22 protein-coding genes and 1 pseudogene are annotated in these 22,053 nt (G+C 70.9%); 6 read left to right on the top strand and 17 right to left on the bottom strand.

Features of this window, described 5'->3' with window-relative positions; translation table 11 throughout:
• Window positions 1-84: 84 nt before the first annotated feature.
• The 6 genes from IEZ08_RS29980 to IEZ08_RS29955 form a co-directional block, all read right to left on the bottom strand.
• The gene (locus IEZ08_RS29980; protein ID WP_189243446.1) at window positions 85-930 is read right to left on the bottom strand and encodes a flagellin N-terminal helical domain-containing protein; all 846 of its coding nucleotides are present in this window, start codon (window positions 928-930) and stop codon (window positions 85-87) included.
• Window positions 931-1,054: 124 nt separating this feature from the next.
• Window positions 1,055-2,734, bottom strand: coding sequence for an ATP-binding protein (locus IEZ08_RS29975; protein WP_189243445.1), 1,680 nt, complete (start codon window positions 2,732-2,734; stop codon window positions 1,055-1,057).
• A gap of 202 nt (window positions 2,735-2,936) precedes the next feature.
• Window positions 2,937-3,785: an undecaprenyl-diphosphate phosphatase gene (locus tag IEZ08_RS29970; protein ID WP_203863537.1), complete on the bottom strand. Its 849-nt coding sequence runs from the start codon at window positions 3,783-3,785 to the stop codon at window positions 2,937-2,939.
• A gap of 82 nt (window positions 3,786-3,867) precedes the next feature.
• Entirely contained in the window at window positions 3,868-4,320 is a 453-nt protein-coding gene (locus tag IEZ08_RS29965; RefSeq protein ID WP_068920921.1) for a DUF6098 family protein, read from the bottom strand.
• A gap of 243 nt (window positions 4,321-4,563) precedes the next feature.
• Complete coding sequence (locus IEZ08_RS29960) at window positions 4,564-4,980, bottom strand: CBS domain-containing protein (RefSeq protein WP_068920922.1); 417 nt, start codon at window positions 4,978-4,980, stop codon at window positions 4,564-4,566.
• Window positions 4,981-5,127: 147 nt separating this feature from the next.
• Entirely contained in the window at window positions 5,128-5,322 is a 195-nt protein-coding gene (locus tag IEZ08_RS29955) for a hypothetical protein (protein WP_068920923.1), read from the bottom strand.
• Between the two features lie 107 nt (window positions 5,323-5,429).
• On the opposite strand from IEZ08_RS29955, the gene IEZ08_RS40385 reads away from it, so the two are divergent.
• Complete coding sequence (locus tag IEZ08_RS40385) at window positions 5,430-5,564, top strand: hypothetical protein (RefSeq protein ID WP_268249377.1); 135 nt, start codon at window positions 5,430-5,432, stop codon at window positions 5,562-5,564.
• Between the two features lie 57 nt (window positions 5,565-5,621).
• Here IEZ08_RS40385 and IEZ08_RS29950 read toward each other — a convergent pair whose 3' ends face one another.
• Window positions 5,622-7,070: a M28 family metallopeptidase gene (locus IEZ08_RS29950; RefSeq protein WP_229803661.1), complete on the bottom strand. Its 1,449-nt coding sequence runs from the start codon at window positions 7,068-7,070 to the stop codon at window positions 5,622-5,624.
• A gap of 267 nt (window positions 7,071-7,337) precedes the next feature.
• Complete coding sequence (locus IEZ08_RS29945) at window positions 7,338-8,897, bottom strand: M28 family metallopeptidase (RefSeq protein WP_189243444.1); 1,560 nt, start codon at window positions 8,895-8,897, stop codon at window positions 7,338-7,340.
• A 290-nt stretch (window positions 8,898-9,187) separates the two neighbouring features.
• Here IEZ08_RS29945 and IEZ08_RS29940 point away from each other — a divergent pair, with 290 nt between their 5' ends.
• Both IEZ08_RS29940 and lipB read left to right on the top strand, forming a co-directional pair.
• On the top strand, window positions 9,188-9,394 hold the full coding sequence (locus IEZ08_RS29940) for a PspC domain-containing protein (RefSeq protein ID WP_068920924.1): 207 nt from the start codon (window positions 9,188-9,190) through the stop codon (window positions 9,392-9,394).
• Between the two features lie 79 nt (window positions 9,395-9,473).
• Window positions 9,474-10,109 (top strand): lipoyl(octanoyl) transferase LipB, encoded by a 636-nt coding sequence (gene lipB, locus IEZ08_RS29935; RefSeq protein WP_068920925.1) that lies wholly within the window; start codon window positions 9,474-9,476, stop codon window positions 10,107-10,109.
• 58 nt (window positions 10,110-10,167) lie between these two features.
• On the opposite strand, the gene IEZ08_RS29930 is transcribed toward lipB, so the two are convergent.
• Entirely contained in the window at window positions 10,168-10,713 is a 546-nt protein-coding gene (locus IEZ08_RS29930; protein WP_068920926.1) for a type 1 glutamine amidotransferase domain-containing protein, read from the bottom strand.
• Window positions 10,714-10,901: 188 nt separating this feature from the next.
• Here IEZ08_RS29930 and IEZ08_RS29925 point away from each other — a divergent pair, with 188 nt between their 5' ends.
• From IEZ08_RS29925 to IEZ08_RS29915, 3 genes and pseudogenes are all read left to right on the top strand, one after another.
• Window positions 10,902-11,966: a DUF8832 domain-containing protein gene (locus IEZ08_RS29925; RefSeq protein ID WP_189243443.1), complete on the top strand. Its 1,065-nt coding sequence runs from the start codon at window positions 10,902-10,904 to the stop codon at window positions 11,964-11,966.
• 78 nt (window positions 11,967-12,044) lie between these two features.
• Window positions 12,045-12,245, top strand: a pseudogene (locus IEZ08_RS29920) (heavy-metal-associated domain-containing protein); the annotation flags it as partial.
• 212 nt (window positions 12,246-12,457) lie between these two features.
• Window positions 12,458-14,686: a heavy metal translocating P-type ATPase gene (locus tag IEZ08_RS29915; protein ID WP_229803659.1), complete on the top strand. Its 2,229-nt coding sequence runs from the start codon at window positions 12,458-12,460 to the stop codon at window positions 14,684-14,686.
• Window positions 14,687-14,755: 69 nt separating this feature from the next.
• On the opposite strand, the gene IEZ08_RS29910 is transcribed toward IEZ08_RS29915, so the two are convergent.
• The 8 genes from IEZ08_RS29910 to IEZ08_RS29875 form a co-directional block, all read right to left on the bottom strand.
• Window positions 14,756-15,391: a Pr6Pr family membrane protein gene (locus IEZ08_RS29910; protein ID WP_068920928.1), complete on the bottom strand. Its 636-nt coding sequence runs from the start codon at window positions 15,389-15,391 to the stop codon at window positions 14,756-14,758.
• A 145-nt stretch (window positions 15,392-15,536) separates the two neighbouring features.
• The gene (pyrF, locus tag IEZ08_RS29905) at window positions 15,537-16,370 is read right to left on the bottom strand and encodes an orotidine-5'-phosphate decarboxylase (protein ID WP_068920929.1); all 834 of its coding nucleotides are present in this window, start codon (window positions 16,368-16,370) and stop codon (window positions 15,537-15,539) included.
• 24 nt (window positions 16,371-16,394) lie between these two features.
• Window positions 16,395-17,366: a 2-hydroxyacid dehydrogenase gene (locus tag IEZ08_RS29900; RefSeq protein ID WP_068920930.1), complete on the bottom strand. Its 972-nt coding sequence runs from the start codon at window positions 17,364-17,366 to the stop codon at window positions 16,395-16,397.
• A 49-nt stretch (window positions 17,367-17,415) separates the two neighbouring features.
• Complete coding sequence (locus tag IEZ08_RS29895) at window positions 17,416-18,156, bottom strand: HAD-IA family hydrolase (RefSeq protein ID WP_176728362.1); 741 nt, start codon at window positions 18,154-18,156, stop codon at window positions 17,416-17,418.
• Window positions 18,059-18,727, bottom strand: a complete 669-nt coding sequence (locus tag IEZ08_RS29890; RefSeq protein ID WP_176728363.1) for a thymidylate synthase — start codon at window positions 18,725-18,727, stop codon at window positions 18,059-18,061. The genes IEZ08_RS29895 and IEZ08_RS29890 overlap by 98 nt, the downstream gene beginning before the upstream one ends.
• Window positions 18,728-18,777: 50 nt before the next feature.
• Window positions 18,778-19,482 (bottom strand): hypothetical protein, encoded by a 705-nt coding sequence (locus tag IEZ08_RS29885; protein ID WP_068920933.1) that lies wholly within the window; start codon window positions 19,480-19,482, stop codon window positions 18,778-18,780.
• A 265-nt stretch (window positions 19,483-19,747) separates the two neighbouring features.
• Window positions 19,748-20,398 carry a J domain-containing protein gene (locus IEZ08_RS29880; RefSeq protein WP_189243442.1) on the bottom strand — a complete coding sequence of 217 codons (651 nt, stop codon included), beginning with the start codon at window positions 20,396-20,398 and terminating at the stop codon, window positions 19,748-19,750.
• Between the two features lie 101 nt (window positions 20,399-20,499).
• Entirely contained in the window at window positions 20,500-21,831 is a 1,332-nt protein-coding gene (locus IEZ08_RS29875) for an MFS transporter (RefSeq protein WP_189243441.1), read from the bottom strand.
• Window positions 21,832-22,053 lie beyond the last annotated feature (222 nt).

Below are 22,053 nucleotides of genomic sequence, written 5' to 3'. Positions count from 1 at the left end.
CGGCCTGAGGTGACCGGTCCCGTGCCCGTTCGCAGACGTCCGCGGACGGGCACGCCCGTTCTCCCGCCGGCGGGCCGGGGACGATCAGCTCAGGAACTTCAGCGCGGACCGCGGCGCCTGGTTGGCCTGGGCCGGCACCGAGGCGTCGGCCTGGGGGACGATCCGGTCGCGGACGGCGGTGGCCACCTGCCGGGCCATGGCCGTGTCCCGGATACGGGACCCCGGGGCGGACAGGTCCCCGATCACCGCGTTCAGGCTGCTGATCATGTGCTCGTAGCGGTTCTGGGCGGCGCCGAGCCTCGCCCGGGTGTCCGAGACCGCCTGGAGGGTGGTGTCGATGGAAGTGACCGCGGCCTGGGCGGCGGCGGCGTTCAGCGCCTGGTTCTCGGGATCGGTGGCGTCCACCAGGGACGCCGGGCCCAGACTCAGTGACGGGGCGCCGGAACCGCCGGCGTCGCTGATGCGCCGGCCGACGGCGTTGACGCCGTCGGCCCGGAGACCGCCGGAGGATGCGTCGCCCAGCGACGCGCCGTGACCGGAGGCGACGGCGGAGATCCGGTCGAGCTCTCTCTTGAGCTGGGTGAACTTCCTGTCGGCCGCCTGCTGGGTCCGGGCGTCCTGGAAGCCGCTGCTCGCGGCCTGGACGGCCAGGCCGCGCATGTGGTGCAGGACGGAAGACGCCTGGGCGAGCGCCGCGTCGACGGCCTGGATGGCCGAGATACCGTCCTGGGCGCTGCGCACGACGGTTCTGAGCTGGTCGGCCTGGGCGCGCGTGTGCTCGCCGGAGGGCGGCTCCGCGCTCTCGTTCACCGGCCGGCCGGTATGGAGGTCACCGGACGGGGTCCCCGCGGGGACGGCCGGGTTGCTCTCGGCGGGCGGGCGGCGATGGGCGTTCGCCACGCCGGTGCTCTGATCGATGCGCAGGCCCATGATCTTCCTCCCGGGAGGGCGTGCGGCTCCGTCCGTGGGTCCGCTCTGCTCCCCTATCGGGGGAAGAGTGGGTGGGCTGAGGTTTCCTCAGAGGTTTTTTTCGGTTTTTTCTGAGCGGATTTCCTCAGGTGTCCGCCTCCGGTCCCGGTACGGAGGACAAGGTGATGGTGAAGGTGGAGCCGTGGCCGAGGGCGCTGGTGGCGGTGAGGGTGCCGCCGTGGGCCTCGATGATGCTCCTGGCGATGGTCAGGCCGAGGCCGATGCCCTGGACGGCGTGCTCGGTGGCCAGGCGGGTGCGGTAGAACCGGTCGAAGATCCGGGGCAGTTCTTCGGCGGTGATGCCGGCGCCGACGTCGGTGACCTCGATCGCCACCTTCCCGTCCGTCTCGGAGGCGCGCACCGTGATCGGCGTGCCGGGGGCGGAGAATTTGATCGCGTTGGACAGCAGGGCGCGCAGAGCGCGGACGGCGTGTTCGCGGTCCGCGTTGACGGACCCGGCCGTCACACTGACGTCGAGGCGGTGGCCGCGGTTCCGGATGATCTCCTCGACGGATCGCACGGTCTGGCCGACGAGTTCGGAGACCGGGACCGGGACGGGCTTCAGGACCAGCTGGCTGGCTCCCATGGTGTTGACCGTGAGCAGGTCCTCGACCAGGTCCTGCAACCGTGTGGTGCTGCGGGCCATGGTGCGCAGCATGCGGTCCTGGTGCGGGGGGACCGGTCCGGCGTCTCCGTTGGCCAGGACCTCCAGGTAGCCGATGACGGTGGTCAGCGGGGTGCGCAGCTCGTGGGAGACGGTGTCGATGAAGTCGTTCTTGGCCTGGTCCAGCTCCCTGAGCCGGGCGACGTTGGCCTGCTCCTTCTCGTAGGCGGCCCGCAGGGCCTCCTCCGCGTGACGGCGGTCGGTGATGTCGTGCAGGAAAGCGTTGAACACCCACTGCCCGTCGTCCTGGACGGCCCAGATCGCCAGCTCGACCGGGAACTCGCTGTGGTCGGCCCGCCAGGCGGTGATCTCGAAGCGCTGGTTGAGCACCCGCGGTATGCCCGTGGTGAGGAACCGGGCCAGCCCTGCCCGGTGGGCCTCCCGGTAGCGGGGCGGCACGATCGTCTCGGCCAGTTCCCGTCCGAGCGCCTGCCCGCGGGGGAGCTTGAACATGCGCTCGGCCGCCGCGTTCCAGGCGACGATGCGCCCGGCGGCGTCCATCGCCACGAACGCCTCGACCGAGCTCTCGATCATCTGCTCCAGCCGGCGCCGGCCGGCCTCCACCGCGTCCCGGGCGCGCTGCCGGTCGACCACCCGTCCGAGCTGGTGGCCGAGGCTGGCCATCACCCGCAGCAGCGGGGCGTCCGGCGCCGCCACCCGGTGGGAGAAGAACTCCAGCACCGCCGCCACCCCGTCGGCGGCGACGATCGGGAACGCGAAGGCGGCCCCGACGCCGAGGTCGACTCCCTGCTGGGCCCGGACGAAGGTCGGGTCGCGGGTCACGTCGACGGACCAGACCGGCTCGCCGGTGGACACGACCCGGCCGACGATGCCCGAATCGAGCGTGAACCTGGTGCGGGAGGTCACCTCGCGCAGGGTGGTGAACTTCTCGGCCTCGCCCACCCACACGTTCGAGGAGACGAACTCGTCTCTCCCGGGACCCGACGGTACGCACAGGTGGCCCAGCGGCCAGCCGGTCACCTCGCAGACCGCCGCCATCGTCGCCCGTGCCGCCGGCTCGAGTTCGCGCGCGGTGTTCGCCACCGCCGTGACGTCGTCCAGCAGCGCGATCAAGGCACGCTCACGATCCGTCCCTCGCACAGACCGCCTCCCTCGCCCCGAAGCCCCCACTCCGGCGACGCCCCAGGGCGGCACCCGACCAGGCTGACCTAACCGTGTGTGAATGATGCGTCACATGGCGTTCCCGGGCGCGGCCTCGATATGCGGCCTCACACCGCACTTCGCCCGTCCGGGGACGCCGATGTGACTCCCGCCGTGGTTTTCGGGACGGAGGAGCGGGACCTTAGGGCTTTCCGGCGGTGGGTTCGAGGACGCCGAAGCTCACCAGAGCGATGATGACGATGCCGAGGACGACCCGGTAGATCACGAAGCCGGTGAAGCGGTGGGTGCTGATGTACTTCAGGAACCAGGCCACGGCCGCGTAACCGACGGCGAAGGAGATCACGGTGGCCAGGATGGTCGGCCCCCAGGCGGGGGCGCCGCCCTCGCCGATCTCGAACAGCTCCAGGACGCCCGCGCCCAGCACGGCGGGGATGGCCAGCAGGAAGGAGTATCGCGCGGCCTCCTCGCGGCGGTAGTCCAGCAGCAGGCCCGCGGTGATGGTGCCGCCGGAGCGGGAGACGCCGGGGATCAGGGCGAGTGACTGGGCCAGGCCGTACACGATCGCGTGCGGGAAGCTGAGGTGCTTCTCCAGGGTGAGCTTGGTGCGGGCGGTGCGGTCGGCGAACCACAGGATCAGGCCGAAGACGATGAGCGTGGTGCCGATCAGGCGCAGGTCCCGGAAGACCGTCTCGATGCTGTCCTTGAAGAACAGGCCGAGGACGAGGATCGGGAGCGTGCCGACGATCACGTACCAGCCCATCCGGGCGGCGTGGTGGCCGCGGAGCTCGGGCTTCCACAGCGCCTGCGTCCAGGTGGAGACGATCTCCCAGATCTCCTTGCGGAAATAGATCAGCACCGCCGCCTCGGTGCCGAGCTGGATCACCGCGGTGAACGCGGCACCGGGGTCGTCCCAGCCGAAGAGCGCCGCCACCACGCGGATGTGGGCGCTTGACGAGATCGGCAGGAACTCCGTCAGTCCTTGCAGGACCCCGAGGACAACCGCTTCGAACCAGCCGATCAACGTGGACACCTTCCGTCCCAGCGCTTGCGTGACCTACGCGAGGCTAGCGGAGCGGCGGAAAGTGTGTGACTCGGTCATCCGGCCGATGGCGTCACCGGCCGGCCTGTCCCCGGTCGAGCGGGCCCCACTCCTGGCATCCCTGATCCTCGACGAGCGCGCTGGCTTCTTTCATGACCGCCTCGTCGACGATGGCCACCACGTCGTCGCACTCGATGAGGGGCTCGTTGTCGGGGCCCCGGCCGACCTCCTCGCCGGACAGGACCCACGCCTTGACGCCGGGACCGCGGTCGCGGCGGAGATGGGAGTAGTCGTGCAGGCGCCGGGCGGCCCACAATCGCATCGGGCGCTCGCCCCACCACTCCTCGACGTCCAGCGGATTGGCGGACAGCCCGGGCAACTCGGCACCGGTGAGGGAGTCCCGGCTGCCGCCGCTGGCGCGGTCGCCGTCCAGGTCCCGGGACCATCGGATGAACAGCCCTCGCCGCTCCTCCAGCAGCGTCGCCAGATCCCGCAGACTGGTGATGACGGACGGCTCCGAGGCCACGGCGCCACCTCGCTTCCCTCTCGGCGTACGGTTCCCGGTTCCCGCGGTACGGTTCCCGGTTCCCGCGTGTGAGCAGCTCACACGCGACGGCCCGCATACGGCGGTACGGCCGGCCCGCATGCGACAGGTGCCCTGCGCGCCCATGTGGCGGGTGCCCTGCGCGCTCATGCGGCGGGTGTCCTGTCATGCCACGGCGCGGCTCACGGGCCGGTGTGGCCCGGGAGCCGCGCCGTCCCGGCGGACCTACCGGTTCCCCTCCGCGGCCGAGATGTCGGCCAGGGCCGAGTCGGAGTCGCGCTCGATCGCCAGGTCACCGAGGCTGATGATGCCGACGGCGTGGTCGTTCTCGACCACCGGCATGCGACGTACGGCCTTGGAGCGCATCAGCTGCACGACCTGTTCGAGGCTGGTGTCGGGCCCGACCGTCACGAGGTCCTCGCTGCACGCGTCCCGGACCGGGGTGCCGGGGCCCTTGTCCTCGGCTACGACACGGACGGCGATGTCGCGGTCGGTCACGATCCCGCTGATCACTCCGTCGTTGGTGATGATCACCGCGCCGGTGTCCTCGTCGCTCATGATCTTCGCGGCCACCGATACGGGCTGGCTCGCGTCGATGGTCGCCGGGTTGGCCGTCATCACGTCAGCCACCGTCTTGGTCATGGAGTCCTCCTCTGCTCGTGTCGGGCACTCGTACCCCGCCCAGAAAGGACAAAAAGCCTGATTTCTACATTTTTCCTACTTTTTAGAGAGCGGCCTCCGTGCTTATGGTGCGCCCCTCGTGGAGCGCTCCGAGCCGGGTGGCCGATGCTAGGCCGGGTGCGGCGGCTGCTGGTCGGGCGGCACGCCGCCGCCCTCCCCGCCGCCCCGGTTGCCCTTGTCGGTGCCGTGCGCATGACCTCCGGACACCTTGCCGCTGGGGCTCTCGGGGACGACGTCGAGGTTCTCGTCGTTGGTCGGAGCGCCTCCGGACCTGCGGATCTCGTTCTGTTGCGGCTGGGTCATGATGTCCTCCTTCTCGGTGCAGAAGGACGTTTCCCCGCTCCGGTCCGTTGAACCCGGCCTTACCGATATCTGGACATAAAACCGGCCGAAACGGGCATTGCTCGGCTATGAGCATGCCAGAGGAGAGCAGCCCGAAGACCGACGACAACGACCCCCTCCTGAGCTCCGTCGCCGAGCAGGGGCAGGGGGTGGACCAGGAAGGGGAGTCCTCGGAAGACGATGACCTCGAAGACCTGCAGTAGCCGCGTGGCGGCCCCGCGCGGGGCCACCACGCAGGGCCACCACGCGGGGCCTCGGCCCTACTGCCGCGTGATCTTCACGTCGTCCACCCCGGCCTCGACCAGGGAGGCGCCGGAGGCGTCGGCCGCCTCGACGAGGATCCGGACGCTCTGCCCGGCGAAGGAGGAGACGTCGACCTCGGCGGAGCTCCAGGCGCCGTCACGGTCGGTGGCCGCGCCGAGCTGCTGGAACACCTGGGTCGTGGTCGAGCCGACGACCTTCACGCGCAGGAAGTCGGCGCTGGAGGCGTTGGAACCGTGCGCCAGGTACCAGGAGAAGCCGAGTTTGAGCGTGCCGCCGCTCGGCAGGGCGACCGGCGGTGACTGGATGCTGGTGACGCCGCCGTCGATGTCGTAGGCGCCCGCAGAGGTGCCCGCCAGACGCCCGCTGACCAGGTCGTTGGTCCCGCTGACCGTGGTGCCGAGCTGCTTGGCGCCGCTGGAGGTGGTGGCCTCCGGGTCGCCGCGCTCCCACTGGCCGAGGGTGGCGGTGTCGGTGCCGTTCGGGTTGGCGGTCCAGCCGGTCGCGGTCTCGAAGGTGTCCTGCCAGACGACCGTCGGCGGGGTCGCGGTCGCGATCGTCCACACCGCGTAGGCGATGGCGTCGGCGTTGCGGTCCAGCGCGGTGTCGTTGATGTTGGCCGTGGTGTCGCAGGAGCGGTGGTAGCAGCGGTCGAAGGCGACGCCCGCCGTACCGCCCCACAGGGAGGCCTGCGCGCTGGACTTGATGCCCTCCGCGCCGGTGAAGGTGCCGCCCGCCGGGATGCCGACGGAGATGAAGGGACCGTAGTCGGAGCGGCCGTCGAAGTCGGTGCCCCGGGTCGGCACGCCGATCGAGGTGAAGTAGTCCTGGAGGGTTCTCTCCAGCTGGGCGGAGCCGGCCGGGCCGGGGCCCGAACCGGTGCCGTCGGAGTTGTCGCCGTCGTAGACGAAGTATCCGGCGTTGGGCGAGCCGACCATGTCGAAGTTCAGGTAGCCCTTGATCCTCGCGCGCTCGGCGGCCGGGAGGTTGTTGACGTAGTACTGCGAGCCGCGCAGGCCGAGCTCCTCGGCGCCCCACCAGGCGAAGCGCAGGTGCTTGGTCGGGTTCAGGTCCTGCCGGGCGACCTCCAGGGCGGTCTCCAGGATGGCCGCGCTGCCGGAGCCGTTGTCGTTGATGCCCGGACCGGCGGACACGCTGTCGAGGTGTGCGCCGACCATCAGGACGTCGTTCGGGTCGCCGCCGGGCCAGTCGGCGATGACGTTGTATCCGGTGGCGCCGTTGTAGGTGAACGACTGCAGGGTGGTGGTGAACCCGGCGGCGTCCAGCAGGCCCCTGACGTAGTTGGCCGAGGCCAGATAGCCGGGCCGGCCGTGGGCGCGGTTGCCGCCGTTGGCGTTCGCGATCGACTGGAACTGGGTCAGGTGGGCCTTGACGTTCGCCAGCGGGATGTCGGGCGCGGCCGCGGCCGACGCCGTGGCGGCCGGCACTGTTGCCGACGCCGAGGCCGACACTGCGGGCGAGATGAGAGTCAGGGGAAGTGTCAGGATCGCTGACATTCCGATGGACCGGAGAATGCGCATCGATGCTCCTCGGGTGGGATACGGGGGGTGAGTCCCGAGAGCGGCGCGCGCCCGGGTCGGGGCGCGCGCCGTACAACGCGGTGGTGCGTGCGCGGCGACCTCCTCGGGTCGCCGCGCGGGGGTCAGACCGTGTGCGCGGCCCGTGTCCGGCTCGGACGCGTGACCCTCACGGCCTTACTCGGCCGGCGCTCCGTGGTGGGAGTGGGAGTGGCCCGTGGGGGCGCCGGACTTCTTCATCAGAGCCGCGGCGTTGCGGTCGGGGATGGTGGACAGGTCGAAGGCGAAGAACGCCGAGGTGTAGGCGACGGCCTTGGAGTTGCGCTCCAGCGCGGCGGCGCTGATGTTGGTGATCGTGTCGCACGCGGCGTGGTAGCAGGGGTCGAAGGCGACACCCGCGGTGCCGCCGAACTTGGCGGCCTGCTCGGGGGTCTTGATGCCCTCGGCGCCGGTGAAGATGCCGCCGGACGGGATGCCGTTGGCGATGAAGGGGCCGTAGTCGGAGCGGCCGTCGAAGTCGGTGCCCTCGTACGGCAGGTTGCGCTTGTCGTAGAACGCCTGCAGGCGCTTCTCGATCTCGGCGGAGCCCGCCGGGCCGGGGCCCGCGCCCTCGGCGTCGGAGTCGTCACCGTCGTAGAGGAAGGTCGCGTCGTTGGGCGAGGCCACCATGTCGAAGTTCAGGTAGAGCCGGATCTTGTCCTGCTCCGCCTGGGAGAGCTCGGCCACGTACTGGGTGGAACCGAGCAGGCCCAGCTCCTCCGCGCCCCAGAAGGCGAAGCGCAGCTTGTACTTGGTCGGGACGTAGGCCATCTTCAGCGCCGTCTCCAGGACGGCGGCGCTGCCGGAGCCGTTGTCGTTGATGCCGGGACCCTCGGGCACGCTGTCCAGGTGGGCGCCGACCATGACGATCTCACCGCTCTTGCCCCAGCGGGAGTCGGCGATGAGGTTCTTGGTCTGGCCGACCGTGGTCTTGGCGTCCACCTTCAGGCGTACGGTCGTGCCCGCGGGCTCGGCCAGGTCCGTGCCGACGGCGAAGCTGGCGAACACGATCGGGATGCCGAAGCGCCACTCGCCGATGTCGAAGACGAACGGGTCGGTACGGCCCGGCTGGCCCTCGTTGAAGAAGATCACACCGGACGCGCCCGCCGCCTTGGCGTTGGTGGCCTTCTGGACGAACGGGCAGGTGCCGCGCTGGATCAGCGCGATCCGGCCGGCGACGAACCCGGTGAAGTCCTCGGGCTCGCAGCCCGCGGTGGAACTGGGGGTCGGAGTCGGCGGGAGGACCGGGTCGACCACCTGGATCTGCGCGGTGACGTCACCGGAGCCGGAGGACTGCACGGTCACGTAGTCCGTGGGGGTGACGTAGGTCTTGGCGTCCGGGGCGGTCTGCTCCAGGACCGGAGGGCTGAGCTCCTCCCAGCTGATCGGGAACTGCACGTCCGTGGTGGAGGTCCGGTATCCGGCCTTGCGCAGCTTGTCCTGCACGTAGGCGAGCGAGGCGTCGTAGCCGGGCGTGCCCGCGGCGCGGTTGCCGCCGTTGGCGGTGGCGATCTCCTGGAACTTCTGCAGGTGCTTGTTGACGTTCTTGCCCGTCACCTTGTGGGCCACGGCGTTGGCCAGGACGTCTGGGAGTCCGGGCGTGGACGCGCTCGCAGTCGGGGCGAGGGCGAGGGGGAGGGCAAGGGCCGTGGCGAGGGTGAGGCCTCGGACCATGCCGCGTCGGAATCTCAGGCGCATAACGCTCCTCGGGAGTTTTGGGGGGTCCCCCATTCCGTACTAGAGCGGAACGTACCGTTATCAATCCTCTTCGACTAGGGCGGTAAGACCGGGATGTGCGAATAGTTATGTAGCGCGCGTCACGTCGGAGACCGTACGAACGGGAGAGACCGGCGAGGACGGCGGCATAGGAGAATCGATGGCCGGCACCGGCCAACCCTGACAGGGTTTTCTCAGGGGTCCGGAGGGAACGGGAGTTCCTTCGCCCCTCGTTCTACCGGGTGAGAGACAACGATCCGGGGAGACAAGACATGCACCGTTCGAGAAACCACAAGATAATCGCCGGCGTCTGCGGCGGCATCGCGGAGAGCCTCGGGATGGCGCCCACGGTCGTCCGGGTCCTGTGGCTGCTGCTGTCCCTGATCCCGGGACCTCTGTGGGTGGCCTACGTCCTGATGTGGATCCTCATCCCGAAGGCGCCCGAGAGCCGCTACGTCGGCAACCGCTACGTGAAGTGAGGACGCCGGCGGCGGGCGGGACACCCCCTGCCGCCGACGGCGCCGCCCCGGGCGGGCGGCGCCGCCATAAGCTGAGGGCATGAGGCAACGCCCCCTGTCCCTGATCCAGGATGATCTGGTCGACTACGACAAGGCCATGGACCGCATGGCCGAGCTCGTCGGAGAGCGGCAGCGCGACGAGCGGCCGGACACACTCTGGCTGCTCAGCCATCCGCAGGTCTACACGGTCGGCAGACGCACCCTGGAAGGGCACCTGCCGGACCCGTCCCACGGCATCCCCGTCGTGAGCACCGGGCGCGGCGGCCAGCTCACCTACCACGGCCCCGGCCAGCTGGTCGGGTACCTCATCGTCAAGCTCGGCGAGAACGAGGGGATCGTCGACTACGTGCGCGAGGTCGAGCTCCGGCTGGTCCGCGCCCTCTCCGTGCTGGGCCTCGCGGCCGAGCGCAGGGACACCCCGCCCGGCTCGGAACTGCTCACCGGCGTGTGGACGAGCGAGACCGGCCGGAAGATCGTCTCCATCGGCATGCGCCAGAGCCGGGGTGTCACCAGTCACGGGTTCGCCCTCAACGTCGACGGCGACCTGTCCCCGTGGGACTGGGCGGTGCCCTGCGGCATGCCCGAGGTGGACATGACCTCGCTCGCCCGCGAGGGCTCCGCCGTCCCGATGGACCAGGTCAGGGCCGTGGTGGCGGAGGCATTCGAGGCCGGCTGACCCGTCGGCCCGCCGGAAGGCCCCCGGCCCGTCGCCCGCCGGGCGACCCGCCGCCCCGTCAGCCGCCGAAAGCCGTGACGGCCGCCTGGCAGAAGGCCTTGAGGTCGTCCGGCTTGCGGCTGCTGACCAGGGTGTTCGGCCCGCCGGTGCAGACCCTGACCTCCTCGTCCACCCAGGTGGCGCCGGCGTTGCGCAGATCCGTGGCCACGCTCGGCCAGGACGTCATCGTGCGCCCGCGCACGACGTCGGCCTCGATCAGGGTCCACGGGCCGTGGCAGATGACCGCGACCGGCTTGCCCGCGTCGAAGAAGTCCTTGACGAACCGTACGGCCTGCTCCTGCGTGCGCAGGAAGTCGGGGTTGGCGACGCCGCCGGGCAGGACCAGGCCCTCGAAGTCCGCGACGGCGACCTGGTCGACCGTGGCGTCGACCTCGAAGGTGTCGCCCTTGTCCAGGTGGTTGAACGCCTGGATCCTCCCCGGTTCGGTGGAGATCAGGCGGGGTGTGCCGCCCGCCTGCTCGACGGCCTTCCAGGGTTCGGTGAGCTCGACCTGCTCGGTGCCCTCCGGTGCGACGAGGAAGGCGATCGGCTTGCCCTGCAGCATGTTTCCTCCTGCGACGTTCCTGCTGCCGCGTTCTCCGCCGCGGCGTTCCTGTCCGTCCGGATGCCGGTCTGCCCGAGAGCGGACGATCTATGCGGAAGATACCCCCCGGGGGTTGCGAATCTCGCGCGGATGTGGCATCTTATCGGCGTGGAGATACCCCATGGGGGTATAAAGCGGGAGGAGGGAAGATGAACGGCGCAACCAAGGTGGGGGCGTACGTGCTCGGACTGGCGGTGGTGTTCGGCGGAGCCCTGGGGGTCGGGAAGGCCGTCGGGCCGGTCGGCGACACGGCGGCCGGGACCTCCCCCGGTGCGGGGACCTCCCACGGGGCGGGCCACGACTCCGCGAACCCGGCGAAGACCGGAGGCACCGGGGAGACGGCGCAGGCAGGGCGGGCCGTGGAGGTTCCCGGCGGCCTTCAGGTGTCGGCGGCGGGATACACCCTGATGCCCCGGACCGATGTCGTCGAGCCGGGCGAGTCCGTGGACTTCCGTTTCTCGGTGATCGGCCCCGACGGCCGTCCGGTGACCCGGTTCACCCCGCAACATGAGAAGAAACTGCACTTCATCGTGGTCCGCCGTGATCTGACAGGGTTCCAGCACCTGCACCCGGAGCAGAAGGGCGACGGGGTGTGGTCGGTCCCGCTCACCCTGCCCGCGGCGGGTGAATACCGCGCCTTCGCCGACTTCGCCCCCGAAGGGGCGAGCGGGATGACGCTCGGCATGGACCTGTCGGCCCCCGGCGACTACCGCCCCGAGCCGCTGGCCGCCCCCGTCCGCACCGCCACCGTCGACGGGTACACGGTCGCGCTGGCCGGGGATCTCGCTCCCGGACGGACGAGCAGGCTCACGCTCTCGGTGAGCAAGGGCGGCAAGCCGGTCACCGATCTGGAGCCCTACCTCGGCGCGTACGGCCACCTGGTCGCGCTGCGCGACGGCGACCTGGCCTACCTGCACGTGCATCCCGACGGTGAGCCCGGGGACGGGCGGACCGCCGCGGGCCCCGGCATCACCTTCTTCACCGAGGTGCCCAGCGCGGGGGCCTACCGGCTGTTCCTCGACTTCAAGCACGGCGGAACCGTGCGGACCGCGGAGTTCACCGCGACCGCCGGAGGGGTGGCCGTCCCGGCCACCGAGAGCGCTCCCGCCGAGGAGGAGAACACGCCCGCCGGGGAGGAGAGCCCTTCCGATGGTGCTTCGGAGGCCCCGGAGGGCCCGGAGACCTCGCACAACTCCGACGACCACAGCCACTGAACGACCACAGCCACCGAACGACCACAGCCACCGAACGACAAGCCGACCACAACCACCGATACAGGAAGAGAGACAGCCATGACCGTCACCACCTACCGGGTCGAGGGCATGACCTGCGGCCACTGCGTCAGCTCGGTCACCTCCGAGGTGAGCAAGATCGAGGGTGTCACCGGGGTGAACGTCGACCTGACCGCCAAGCTGGTCACGGTGACCAGCGGCGCCGCCCTCGACGACACCGCCGTGGGCGCCGCGGTGGACGAGGCGGGTTACGAGCTCGCCGGGCGCGTCGAGGCCCGGGACGACGACGCCGCCGGGGCCGAGAAGGCCGGCGCCTGCTGCGGCTCGGGCGGCTGCTCCTGATCCTCGTCCACGGACCAGGGTCTTGATCCTCGCCCACGGGCCCGGGTGACACGGCTCCGCCACCCGGGCCCCGATTACCCCTCGCGGTCGCGGACCGCGCACCATTGAGAGAGCATGCAACGGGAGTAGCGATGTCCATGACCACCACCAGGCCGCCCGCCGGCGGCGGCGAGATCGAGATCGCCATCGGCGGCATGACGTGCGCCTCCTGCGCGAACCGGATCGAGCGCAAGCTCAACAAGCTCGACGGGGTGACCGCGACGGTCAACTACGCCACCGAGAAGGCGAAGGTCTCCTACGGCGGGAACGTCAGTCCCGAGGACCTGGTCGCCGAGGTGGAGAAGGCGGGCTACACCGCCGAGCTGCCCGCCGTACGGGAAGAGGACGGGCGGGAGGAGGCGGGGGACGAGCGTGACGAGCTGGCCCCGCTCCGCCAGCGCCTGATCACCTCCATCGTGCTGTCGGTGCCGGTCGTCGCGATGGCGATGATCCCGGCGCTGCAGTTCGACAACTGGCAGTGGCTCTCGCTGGCGCTGGCCGGGCCGGTCGTGGCCTACGGCGGCTGGCCGTTCCACCGGGCGGCCTGGACCAACCTGCGCCACGGCGCCGCGACCATGGACACCCTGGTCTCGCTGGGCACGCTCGCCGCGTTCGGCTGGTCGTTGTGGGCGCTGTTCTTCGGTACGGCGGGCACGCCCGGCATGAAGCACGGTTTCGAGTTCACCCTCGCCCGGGGCGACGGGGCGGGCAACATCTACCTGGAGGCCGCCGCCGGAGTGATCGCCTTCATCCTGGCCGGCCGCTACTTCGAGGCCCGGTCCAAGCGGCGGGCGGGCGCCGCGCTGCGGGCGTTGTTGTCGATGGGCGCCAAGGAGGTCACGCTGGCCTCCGGGGAGCTCGTTCCGGTCGAGAGGCTCAAGACCGGAGACCGCTTCCTGGTCCGGCCCGGCGAGAAGATCGCCACCGACGGCGTGGTCGAGGAGGGCGCCTCGGCGGTGGACACCTCGATGCTGACCGGTGAGTCGGTGCCGGTGGAGGTCCGGCCCGGCGACGCCGTGGTCGGCGCGACGGTGAACGCCGGCGGGCGGCTCGTGGTCCGGGCCACCCGGGTCGGCTCGGACACCCAGCTCGCCCAGATGGCCAGGATGGTGGAGGAGGCGCAGAACGGCAAGGCGCAGGTCCAGCGGCTGGCCGACCGGATCTCCGGGATCTTCGTCCCGATCGTGATCGCCCTGTCCCTGGCCACCCTGGGCTTCTGGCTCGGCACCGGCAGCGGTACGGCCGCCGCCTTCACCGCCGCGGTCGCGGTCCTCATCATCGCCTGCCCCTGCGCCCTGGGCCTGGCCACGCCGACCGCGCTCATGGTCGGCACCGGCCGCGGCGCCCAGCTCGGCATCCTGATCAAGGGCCCCGAGGTGCTGGAGTCCACCCGCAGGATCGACACCGTCGTCCTGGACAAGACCGGCACCGTGACCTCCGGCACGATGACCCTCAAGGACGTCTTCACCGCCGAGGGCGAGGACCGGGAGGAGGTCCTGCGGCTCGCGGGGGCGCTGGAGTCGGCCTCCGAGCACCCGATCGCCCAGGCGATCGCCCGCGCCGCGGGATCCACCGCCGCGGTCGAGGACTTCGCCAACGTCGAGGGCCTGGGCGTGCAGGGCATCGTGGACGGCCGCGCCGTGCTCGTCGGCCGGCCGCAGCTGCTGGCCGAGTGGTCCCAGCACCTCCCCGCCGACCTGGAGCGCGAGCTCGCCCAGGCGCAGGCCCGGGGAGAGACCGCCGTCGCGGTCGGCTGGGACGGCCGGGCCCGCGCGGTGCTCACCGTCGCCGACGTGGTCAAGCCCACCTCGGCCGAGGCCGTCCGGCAGCTCCGTGCCCTGGGCCTGCGCCCGGTCCTGCTGACCGGCGACAACGAGACGGTCGCCCGCCAGGTCGCCGCCGCGGTGGGCATCGAGGAGGTCATCGCCGAGGTCCTGCCCGCCGACAAGGTCGACGTGGTCAAGCGGCTGCAGGCCGAGGGCCGTACGGTCGCCATGGTCGGTGACGGCGTCAACGACGCCGCCGCGCTCGCCCAGGCCGACCTCGGCATGGCGATGGGCACCGGCACGGACGTGGCGATCGAGGCCTCCGACCTGACCCTGGTCCGCGGCGACCTGCGGGTGGCCGCCGACGCGATCCGTCTGTCGCGCCGCACGCTCGGCACCATCAAGGGCAACCTGTTCTGGGCATTCGCCTACAACGTGGCCGCCCTGCCGCTGGCCGCGCTGGGCCTGCTCACTCCGATGATCGCCGGAGCCGCGATGGCGTTCTCCTCGGTCTTCGTGGTCAGCAACAGCCTCCGGCTCCGCCGCTTCCGGTAAGCCGCCGGTTCACGCAAGGCCCCGGATCCCGTCACAGGGGTCCGGGGCCTCGCCGCCGGAAGAGCCGGGTCACGCGGTGACGGCGGGCCTGGCCGTACGGGAGGCCAGGCGGTGCAGGGCGACCAGGACGTAGCCGAGGGCGGCGAAGAAGGCCGTGAGGAGGACGGCCTGCAGGGCGACCCCGTCGTAGCCGAGCCTGTCGACGTTCAGGAAGGGATAGGGATAGCGGCGCTCGGTGCCGGGGTCGAGCAGGGCGCCGCGGGTGAGGGCGAAGACGAGGTAGAAGGCGGGGTAGGCCAGCCAGAGGAGGGGGACGGTCCAGGCCGGGCGGAGCGTGCGGTCGAAGACCAGCCAGTCGGCGATCGCCATGATCGGTGTCACGTAGTGCAGCAGCAGGTTCCCCATGTCGAGCACGTCGTCGCCCCGGCCGTCGGGAAGCATGCCGAGCGGGCTGGCGCCGTGCATCAGGACGAAGTGGTAGACCAGACCGGTGATCGAGATGAAGAGGGTCACCGCCCCCTTGAGGAGCGCGGAGGGGACCTCCCGCCACAGCAGCCAGGCGTAGTAGGCCACCAGCATGATGGTGCTCTGCACGGTGAAGTAGACGGGCGGGTTGAGCGGGCTGGCCGCCGGCCACCACGTGCAGACGAGTCCTGTCAGACCCGCCGTGACCAGCAGGATGCGATACACCTTCGTCCCGTTCACGCGGTCACCCTACTGGCCGGTAATCGGTGGGAGGAACACCGGACGATAACGGATCAAACGGACAGTAGGGCATCAGGCATCAGGCATCAAGACACGGGAACGCCGGGAGAGCGGAAGGCCGGGATGTGGAGACGTCGGGCGGCGATCAGGCGGACAGGTGCTCGCGGGCCTCGTCGTTGAGGCGGTCCACCGCGTCCTGCAGGCGGATGGGGTCGGGGCCCTCGGCGAGGACGGCCCGGGAGACCGACGGCAGCACGTTGCGCCGGGCGGCGGCGAAGAGCCGGGCGGTGTCGGCGCAGGTGGCGCCCTGCGCACCCACGCCCGGGGCGAGGATCGGCCCGTTGAGCCGCGCCACCGGATAGTCGAGGTCCGTCAGCGTCGCGCCGAGCACCACGCCCACGGAGCCCAGCGGTTCGGCGCCGTGGTTCAGCCCGGCGACGTGGTCCATGACCGTGCCGGCCACCGTCCGCCCGTCCGGACCGGTGGCCAGCTGCACCTCGGCGGCCTCCGGATTGGAGGTCCTGGCCAGCACGAACAGCCCGGCGCCGTGCTCACGAGCCAGGTCGACCATCGGCTGGAGCGACCCGAACCCCAGGTAGGGGCTGATCGTGACGGCGTCGGCGGCGAGCGGGCTGTCCGGGTGGAGGTAGGCCTGGGCGTAGGCGGCCGTGGTGCTGCCGATGTCGCCCCGCTTGGCATCCATGATCACTAGGGCGCCCATGGCCCGCGCGTCCGCGACCACCGATTCGAGGACGGCGACGCCCCGGCTCCCGAACCGCTCGAAGAACGCCGACTGCGGCTTGACCACCGCGACCGACCCGGCGACCGCCTCGACGGCGAGGCGGGCGAACTTCTCCAGCCCGCCGGGGGTGTCCCCCAGCCCCCACGCGTCCAGCAGCGCCGTACTCGGGTCGATCCCCACGCACAGCGGGCCCCGGCTGTCGATGAGTGCCCGCAGGCGTCCTCCGAATGACCTCACGGCGTATCAGCATGCCAGAGGAGTTCAGGAGACGACGTCCCGGGGCGGCTTGCCGTCCAGGTGGTCGGTCACGTTCTGCACCGCGGCGAGGGCGATGCGGACCACGGCCTCCCGCGTCACCCCTCCGGCGTGCGGGGAGAGCACGACGTTGGGGGCCCGCAGCAGCCGCAGGCCGGTGCCGGGGGGTTCCGGATCGTAGACGTCGAGCCCGGCCCCGGCGACGGCGCCGCGCTCCAGGGCGTCGGCGAGGGCGTCCTGGTCGATGAGCGCGCCGCGGGCGGTGTTGACCACGAAAGCGGTGGGCTTGAGCAGGGCCAGGCGGCCGGCGTCGAGCAGATGCCGGGTCTCGCCGGTGAGCGGGGCGTGCAGGCTGACGTAGTCGGAGGTGCCCAGCAGCTCCTCCAGCGGCAGGCGGCGTGCCCCCAGACGCTCCTCGACCTCCGGGGCGGCCGGGGTGCGGGAGGTGTACACCACCGTCATGCCGAACGCGGCGGCCCGGCGGGCGACCTCCCGGCCGATCGCCCCCAGCCCGACGATGCCGAGGGTCTTGCCCGACAGCTCGGTCAGCGCCCCGCGCACGCGGGGCAGCGGCCACTCTCCCTCGGCCAGGGCGTTGTGCGCCGGGACGAGCTGCTTGGCCAGGGCCAGCATGAGCGCGAAGGTCTGTTCGGCGACGCTGTGGCTCTCGGCGTCGCTGGAGCCGATGGTGCATACGGGCACCCCGTGCAGGCGGGCCGCCGAGACGTCCACGTGCTCGTATCCGTGGCTGGTGCACTGGACCAGCTCCAGGGCGGGAGCGGCGTCCAGGTGCGCGGCCGTGACGGGGACCAGGGCGGTGAGGACGACCTGGGCCCCGCGCAGCGCCTCCGGATCCTCGTCGAGCGACTCCACCACGGTGACCTGCGCGCGCCCGGCGAGCAGGGAGCCGAGCGCGGACCCGGCCCGGCGTCCGCCGACGTGGGGCGCGATGGCTACCAGAACGTTCTTCAGCGGCATCCGGTCTCCTGGGGGCAGGGGTGGAGGTGGGGGCGGGGCGGTGGCCCGGCTATGCGGGTGCGTCATCCACGGCGACATCGGTGGAGACGTTCATCGAGACGTCCGTGGAGACGGACCACCATATGACGCCGAGATCCGTGACGATCCAGCGGACCGGGATGCCGGAGACGTCGGGCGGCCGGGCGCCGCCGGCGCGATCGACCCAGCAGAAGTCCACCCCGGCCTCCCTGGCGCACCCGCCGTCGCTCACCACGGAGTCGCCGACCATCAGGGAGTCGTCGGGCTTGGCCTCCAGCAGCGACAGGGTGTGGTGGAGCAGCGCGCCGTCGGGCTTGCGCAGGCCCGCCTCGGGGGCGATCACCACCCGCTGGAAGAACCTCTCGATGCGTGTACGGCGGAGCTTGACCCGCTGCACGGCGGGGAGCCCGTCGGTCACCAGGGCCAGCCGGAAGCGCCGGGACAGCAGCCGCAGCGCCTCACGCGCCTCGGGGAACAGGACCGCGTGCCGACCGAGGGCGTCCTCGAACGCGGAGGCGACCGCGGTCCCGGCGCCCATCCGGGCCCAGCGTTCCAGCCGCAGCTCCTCCAGATCGATCCGGTGCTCGCGGTAGGCGGCCCAGAGCGGCCCGTTGACCGCGTGGAAGTCGCGGAGGAACGATCTCAGGCCGCTGCGGAAGAACCGGCGGTGGATCTCACGAAGCGCGCTGTCCTCGGTCCGGGCGTAGTCGATCAAGGTCCCGTCCAGATCGACCAGCAGGACCCGGTAGCGACTCTCCCTCGCTGAGCTCATCGCGCTCCGACAGCCGGAGGATGTCGTCGACCGCGGGCACATCCACGGCGTAGATGTGCGGAACGTCGACGAAAATCCTCATTGCCCCACAGCTCACCTCGAGATCGTCTGCGACCTCGCACTGGATACTACGCAGAGGCACGTAGTTCAGGTAGCAGGTGAGGGCATTCTGGGATCGGAATGTCGCGGTCATGACCAGTCGTCCCTCCCGCAGGCGGAAGGCCAGCGCGGTCAGGCAGGGCACGGCGTCCTGCCGCTCCCCGGGCGCGGTCAGCGAGATCCAGCCGCTCTTGCTGAACGGCTTCGCGCGCAGCACGTCGGTGACCCACCGCAGCTGGTTCACCCCCTGGAAACGGCGGATCCGGCCGCCGTAGCTGTACTTGAACGGGGGCACGACCGTCAGCTCGCTGAACTTGCTGCTGTAGAGCGCGATCTTGCCGGCGTCGCCGTACGACTCCAGGACGGGATCGTCCCAGCCGAGGTCGGCGATCTCGAAGAGCACCGGCGGGGCCTCGATGATCGGGCCCCTGTCGTCCTCGGCGGGTCCGCCGTTGCTCCTCACGTGATTCATCAGCCAGATCCAGGTCTCCCCACAGGACGCGAATCGGAGGAGTTCTGCCATCAAGTCTCCACGTTGGGGAAATGGAAGGGATTCTGGGGAAGGCGGCGCTTGCGCGAGACGTTGGAGCGCACGTAGTAGACGAAGTAGTGGACCAGTGCGAGCAGGCCGATGATCACTATGAGCACGGCCGGGTTGGGGTCCGAGCGGAGCAGACCGAGCGTGCCGATCGCGATGTAGGAGCTGTTGACCAGGGCCAGCATCATCACGTTGACCCCCGGCCAGGCGAGGGGCGCGTAGGTCTCCGGATAGCGCGGGTCCACCGGCAGGTTCGGGGACCAGCCGAGGGCGGAGAAGTGGTCCTTGAGCTGGACCACGTAGAGCAGCCGGAAGTTGTTGAGCGCCCGGGCGGTGCGCATGTGCGCGTTGACCGCCTCGATCAGCCGCAGGAACGGCAGGAAGCTCAGCAGCCCGAACGCGGCGATCATCGCGAACAGGTAGGCCGGGGCCTGCTCCCAGGTGATCAGGGCGGACGGTGAGATCACCTTCGCGCTGGCGAGCGCGACCGCGGCGGCGAACGGGGCGGCCAGCAGGCTCATGGAGAGCCGGGTCATCTTGATCCGCTCGTCCTTCGACGCCAGGTAGACGTGGTAGGTCCCGTTGAAGTCCACGGCCACGAGTTGGAGGAACTCCTTCGCCTCCACGGGCAGGTTGTCGAGTCTCTCGGGCAGCGACTCCGCGGACATCCGCGGCAACATCTTCTTCATGCGGGCCCAGCCTCGCGGGTTGGTGAAGTTTCCCAGTAAGAAAATTTTGACGCACTTGTCAGCACGATGCGCGGGTTTTACCGACTTATTTTGGATATCTTTGCCAAGCTCAACGGCCTCTATAGGGAGGTTTCGCTAATAAGGTAGATCTTTCATGAACTGGGAAAACTGAGCGGACCTTCCGGGGCTCCGGAAGGGCGGATCGGCGGCCCGCCCGTCACTCCTTTCTCACGGCTCCCACCGCTCACCGCGTGCGCCCAACGGCTCATCTCCCGCCCGAGCCGGAGACGCGGCGATAGAGCAGCCACAGCCTGACCTTGGCGGCGACCAGGACGCTCCACAGGGCCAGCCAGACCAGGACGGCCGCCGACCGGCCGAGGTCCCTGGCCGCGTCACCCATGGAGACGGTGATGAACGCGCTGGCCAGCACGGAGAGGAACCCCCCCGCCGGGAGATGGAACAACACCAGCTTGACGGCCGTCCCGACGGTCGGCCGCGGGCCGTACAGGCGCTCCAGCCTGGCCAGGGGGTCCTCCGGACGGTCTCCCGGCTCCGGCCGGGCCCGCCGCCCGCGCGGCCGGTCGCCGTACGGCCCGCCCGGGGGAGCGGCCGCCGTACGGCCGGTGGAGGCGGTGGTCGTCTCCGGCGCGGGGGTCGTCCGGTGGCCGTCCGCCACCGCCTGTCCGGGCGGGGCGGACTGCCGTTCGAGGTCGTGGCGGAGGCGGCGCTCCGGGTCCGAGAGCAGGCCGTACGCGCTCGCGATCTCGGCGAACACCGCCTCGCCCTGCGGATTCTTGTCGGGGTGGTAGCGACGGGCCAGGCGCCGGTAGGCCTGCCGCAGATCCTCGGGGGTGGCGGTGGACGGGACGCCGAGCACCTGATATGGATCTTTCCCCTGAAGATGGTCAGTGCCCATGTAATCTCCGTCCGCACGGAAATCTCGGGAAGATCCAGTCTGGCATGGGAGCAAACGTACGGCCCGCTCTGGTGTGATGTTTTATACGGTTGTGAGCATGTTCAAGGGGTGACTCCCCTTCTCATTCGCTCCTTTTTGCGGGCTTTCGCGTCACATGTCATCACGAGTGCCACAACGAGGTACGGCACCGCGAACAAGGCGAAGATCACACCGTGTCCGGCGAACACCGACAGGGCGGCGTAGACGCCGTAGACGAGGACCGTCGCCAGCTCCGTGACGAGGTTGGCCAGGGAGGTCACCGTCGCCCGGCTCGGCCCCGTGATCCTGTCCTGGAGCCGTGCGTCCGCCACCAGGGTCGCCATCTGGAAGACGCAGAAAGCCGCCGCGACCAGCACGAGCCCGCCGGGCCGGGCGACGGCGGCCCCGCCGCCCAGGGCGAGCGCGGCGAGGGCGAGGACCGCGGCGAACGCCCGGGAGGTCATCCGCCGTCCGGCCCCGGCGAGCAGGCCGCCGGCCGTCACGCCCGCCCAGACGAGCAGCACCCACAGGGGAACGGCGGGGGCCGGAACGCCGATCCCCTCCACGAGCAGGGCGACGTACTCCTCCAGCGACCCCCAGATGGTCGCCGTCGCGGGCACGAGCAGCAGCGCCCGCCGTACGGAACGGCTGCCGCGGACCTCGGCGAGACCGGCCCGCAGAACCTCGCGGTAACCGCGCGGGCCGCCGTCCCCGTCCGGATCGCCTTCCCCGTCCGCGGCGTCCACCGCGTCTGGGCCGTCCGGGTCGCCGGAGGCGTCAGGGTGATCCAGCGGGGCCGCCGGGACCCGCGCGCCGCGGGCGTCCGGTGAACGATGCTCCGGCAGGGCCATCCCGCAGGCCGCGCACAGCAGACAGGCGAGCACGCTCGCCCCGCCCAGCGCCGGGTAGCCGCCGACGGCGAACACCGGGGCCGCGGCGGCCGTGGACAGGGCCACCGCGCAGAGACCGACGACCTCGGCGCGGCCCATGATCTGGGCGTACCGCCCGGCCTCGCCCAGGCGGTCGAGCTCCTCGTAGGCGAGCGCCTCGAAGGCCCCCGAGGTCATCGCCCCGCTCACCCCCCACAGGACGAACCCGAGGGCGAACGCCCAGTAGGAGGGGGCGGCGACCCAGAGGGCGTAACCCGCGGCGGCCGGGAGCGGGGCCAGGATCAGCAGCAGCCGCCGTGAGACGGCGTCGGCCCAGACGCCGGAGGGGACCTCCAGCACGATTCCGGTGAGCGACCAGATGATGAAGAGCGAGGAGATCTCGGAGACGGACAGGCCGGTGTCGGCGAACAACAGCGCGTACACCGGGTAGAGCAGAATGAGCTCGTCAAGGAACGTGTAGACGTAGAGCACGGCGGTAAGCCGCCTCGCACGCGTGCCGCGCGTGCGCGAAGAATGAATGATCATGAGGTCTTTCCACGGGACGGACTCGGACTCCGGACGTTGCGCACGTCCGGCGGTCCGCGGCAGCGCGTCCCGCGCCGACCTCTAGGAGTTCATCAATGTCGTCGTCTCATGCTGCCGAGTCTAGGCGGCTCCGCGGGGAAAGGGCAGCGGTTATCCGGGCGGCCCCGCCCTCACGCGGCCTCGCGCGGTTAAGGCGTTGAGCGGCCGGGCGCGGAGGCGTAC

The sequence above is a fragment of the Planobispora rosea genome (assembly GCF_014648175.1).
Taxonomy (GTDB): Bacteria; Actinomycetota; Actinomycetes; order Streptosporangiales; family Streptosporangiaceae; genus Planobispora; species Planobispora rosea.
The sequence above is the reverse complement of the archived record's forward strand: the minus strand, read 5'-3'. Positions and strand labels throughout refer to the sequence as shown.

What these genes read in the sequence shown, in the direction of transcription:
- IEZ08_RS29980 (WP_189243446.1), bottom strand. Translation starts at nt 930, where the DNA reads ATGGGCCTGCGCATCGATCAGAGCACCGGCGTGGCGAACGCCCATCGC.
- IEZ08_RS29960 (WP_068920922.1), bottom strand. Translation starts at nt 4,980, where the DNA reads ATGACCAAGACGGTGGCTGACGTGATGACGGCCAACCCGGCGACCATC.
- IEZ08_RS29955 (WP_068920923.1), bottom strand. Translation starts at nt 5,322, where the DNA reads ATGACCCAGCCGCAACAGAACGAGATCCGCAGGTCCGGAGGCGCTCCG.
- IEZ08_RS40385 (WP_268249377.1), top strand. Translation starts at nt 5,430, where the DNA reads ATGAGCATGCCAGAGGAGAGCAGCCCGAAGACCGACGACAACGACCCC.
- IEZ08_RS29945 (WP_189243444.1), bottom strand. Translation starts at nt 8,897, where the DNA reads ATGCGCCTGAGATTCCGACGCGGCATGGTCCGAGGCCTCACCCTCGCC.
- IEZ08_RS29940 (WP_068920924.1), top strand. Translation starts at nt 9,188, where the DNA reads ATGCACCGTTCGAGAAACCACAAGATAATCGCCGGCGTCTGCGGCGGC.
- lipB (WP_068920925.1), top strand. Translation starts at nt 9,474, where the DNA reads ATGAGGCAACGCCCCCTGTCCCTGATCCAGGATGATCTGGTCGACTAC.
- IEZ08_RS29930 (WP_068920926.1), bottom strand. Translation starts at nt 10,713, where the DNA reads ATGCTGCAGGGCAAGCCGATCGCCTTCCTCGTCGCACCGGAGGGCACC.
- IEZ08_RS29925 (WP_189243443.1), top strand. Translation starts at nt 10,902, where the DNA reads ATGAACGGCGCAACCAAGGTGGGGGCGTACGTGCTCGGACTGGCGGTG.
- IEZ08_RS29915 (WP_229803659.1), top strand. Translation starts at nt 12,458, where the DNA reads ATGTCCATGACCACCACCAGGCCGCCCGCCGGCGGCGGCGAGATCGAG.
- IEZ08_RS29900 (WP_068920930.1), bottom strand. Translation starts at nt 17,366, where the DNA reads ATGCCGCTGAAGAACGTTCTGGTAGCCATCGCGCCCCACGTCGGCGGA.
- IEZ08_RS29895 (WP_176728362.1), bottom strand. Translation starts at nt 18,156, where the DNA reads ATGAGCTCAGCGAGGGAGAGTCGCTACCGGGTCCTGCTGGTCGATCTG.
- IEZ08_RS29890 (WP_176728363.1), bottom strand. Translation starts at nt 18,727, where the DNA reads ATGAATCACGTGAGGAGCAACGGCGGACCCGCCGAGGACGACAGGGGC.
- IEZ08_RS29885 (WP_068920933.1), bottom strand. Translation starts at nt 19,482, where the DNA reads ATGAAGAAGATGTTGCCGCGGATGTCCGCGGAGTCGCTGCCCGAGAGA.
- IEZ08_RS29880 (WP_189243442.1), bottom strand. Translation starts at nt 20,398, where the DNA reads ATGGGCACTGACCATCTTCAGGGGAAAGATCCATATCAGGTGCTCGGC.
- IEZ08_RS29875 (WP_189243441.1), bottom strand. Translation starts at nt 21,831, where the DNA reads ATGATCATTCATTCTTCGCGCACGCGCGGCACGCGTGCGAGGCGGCTT.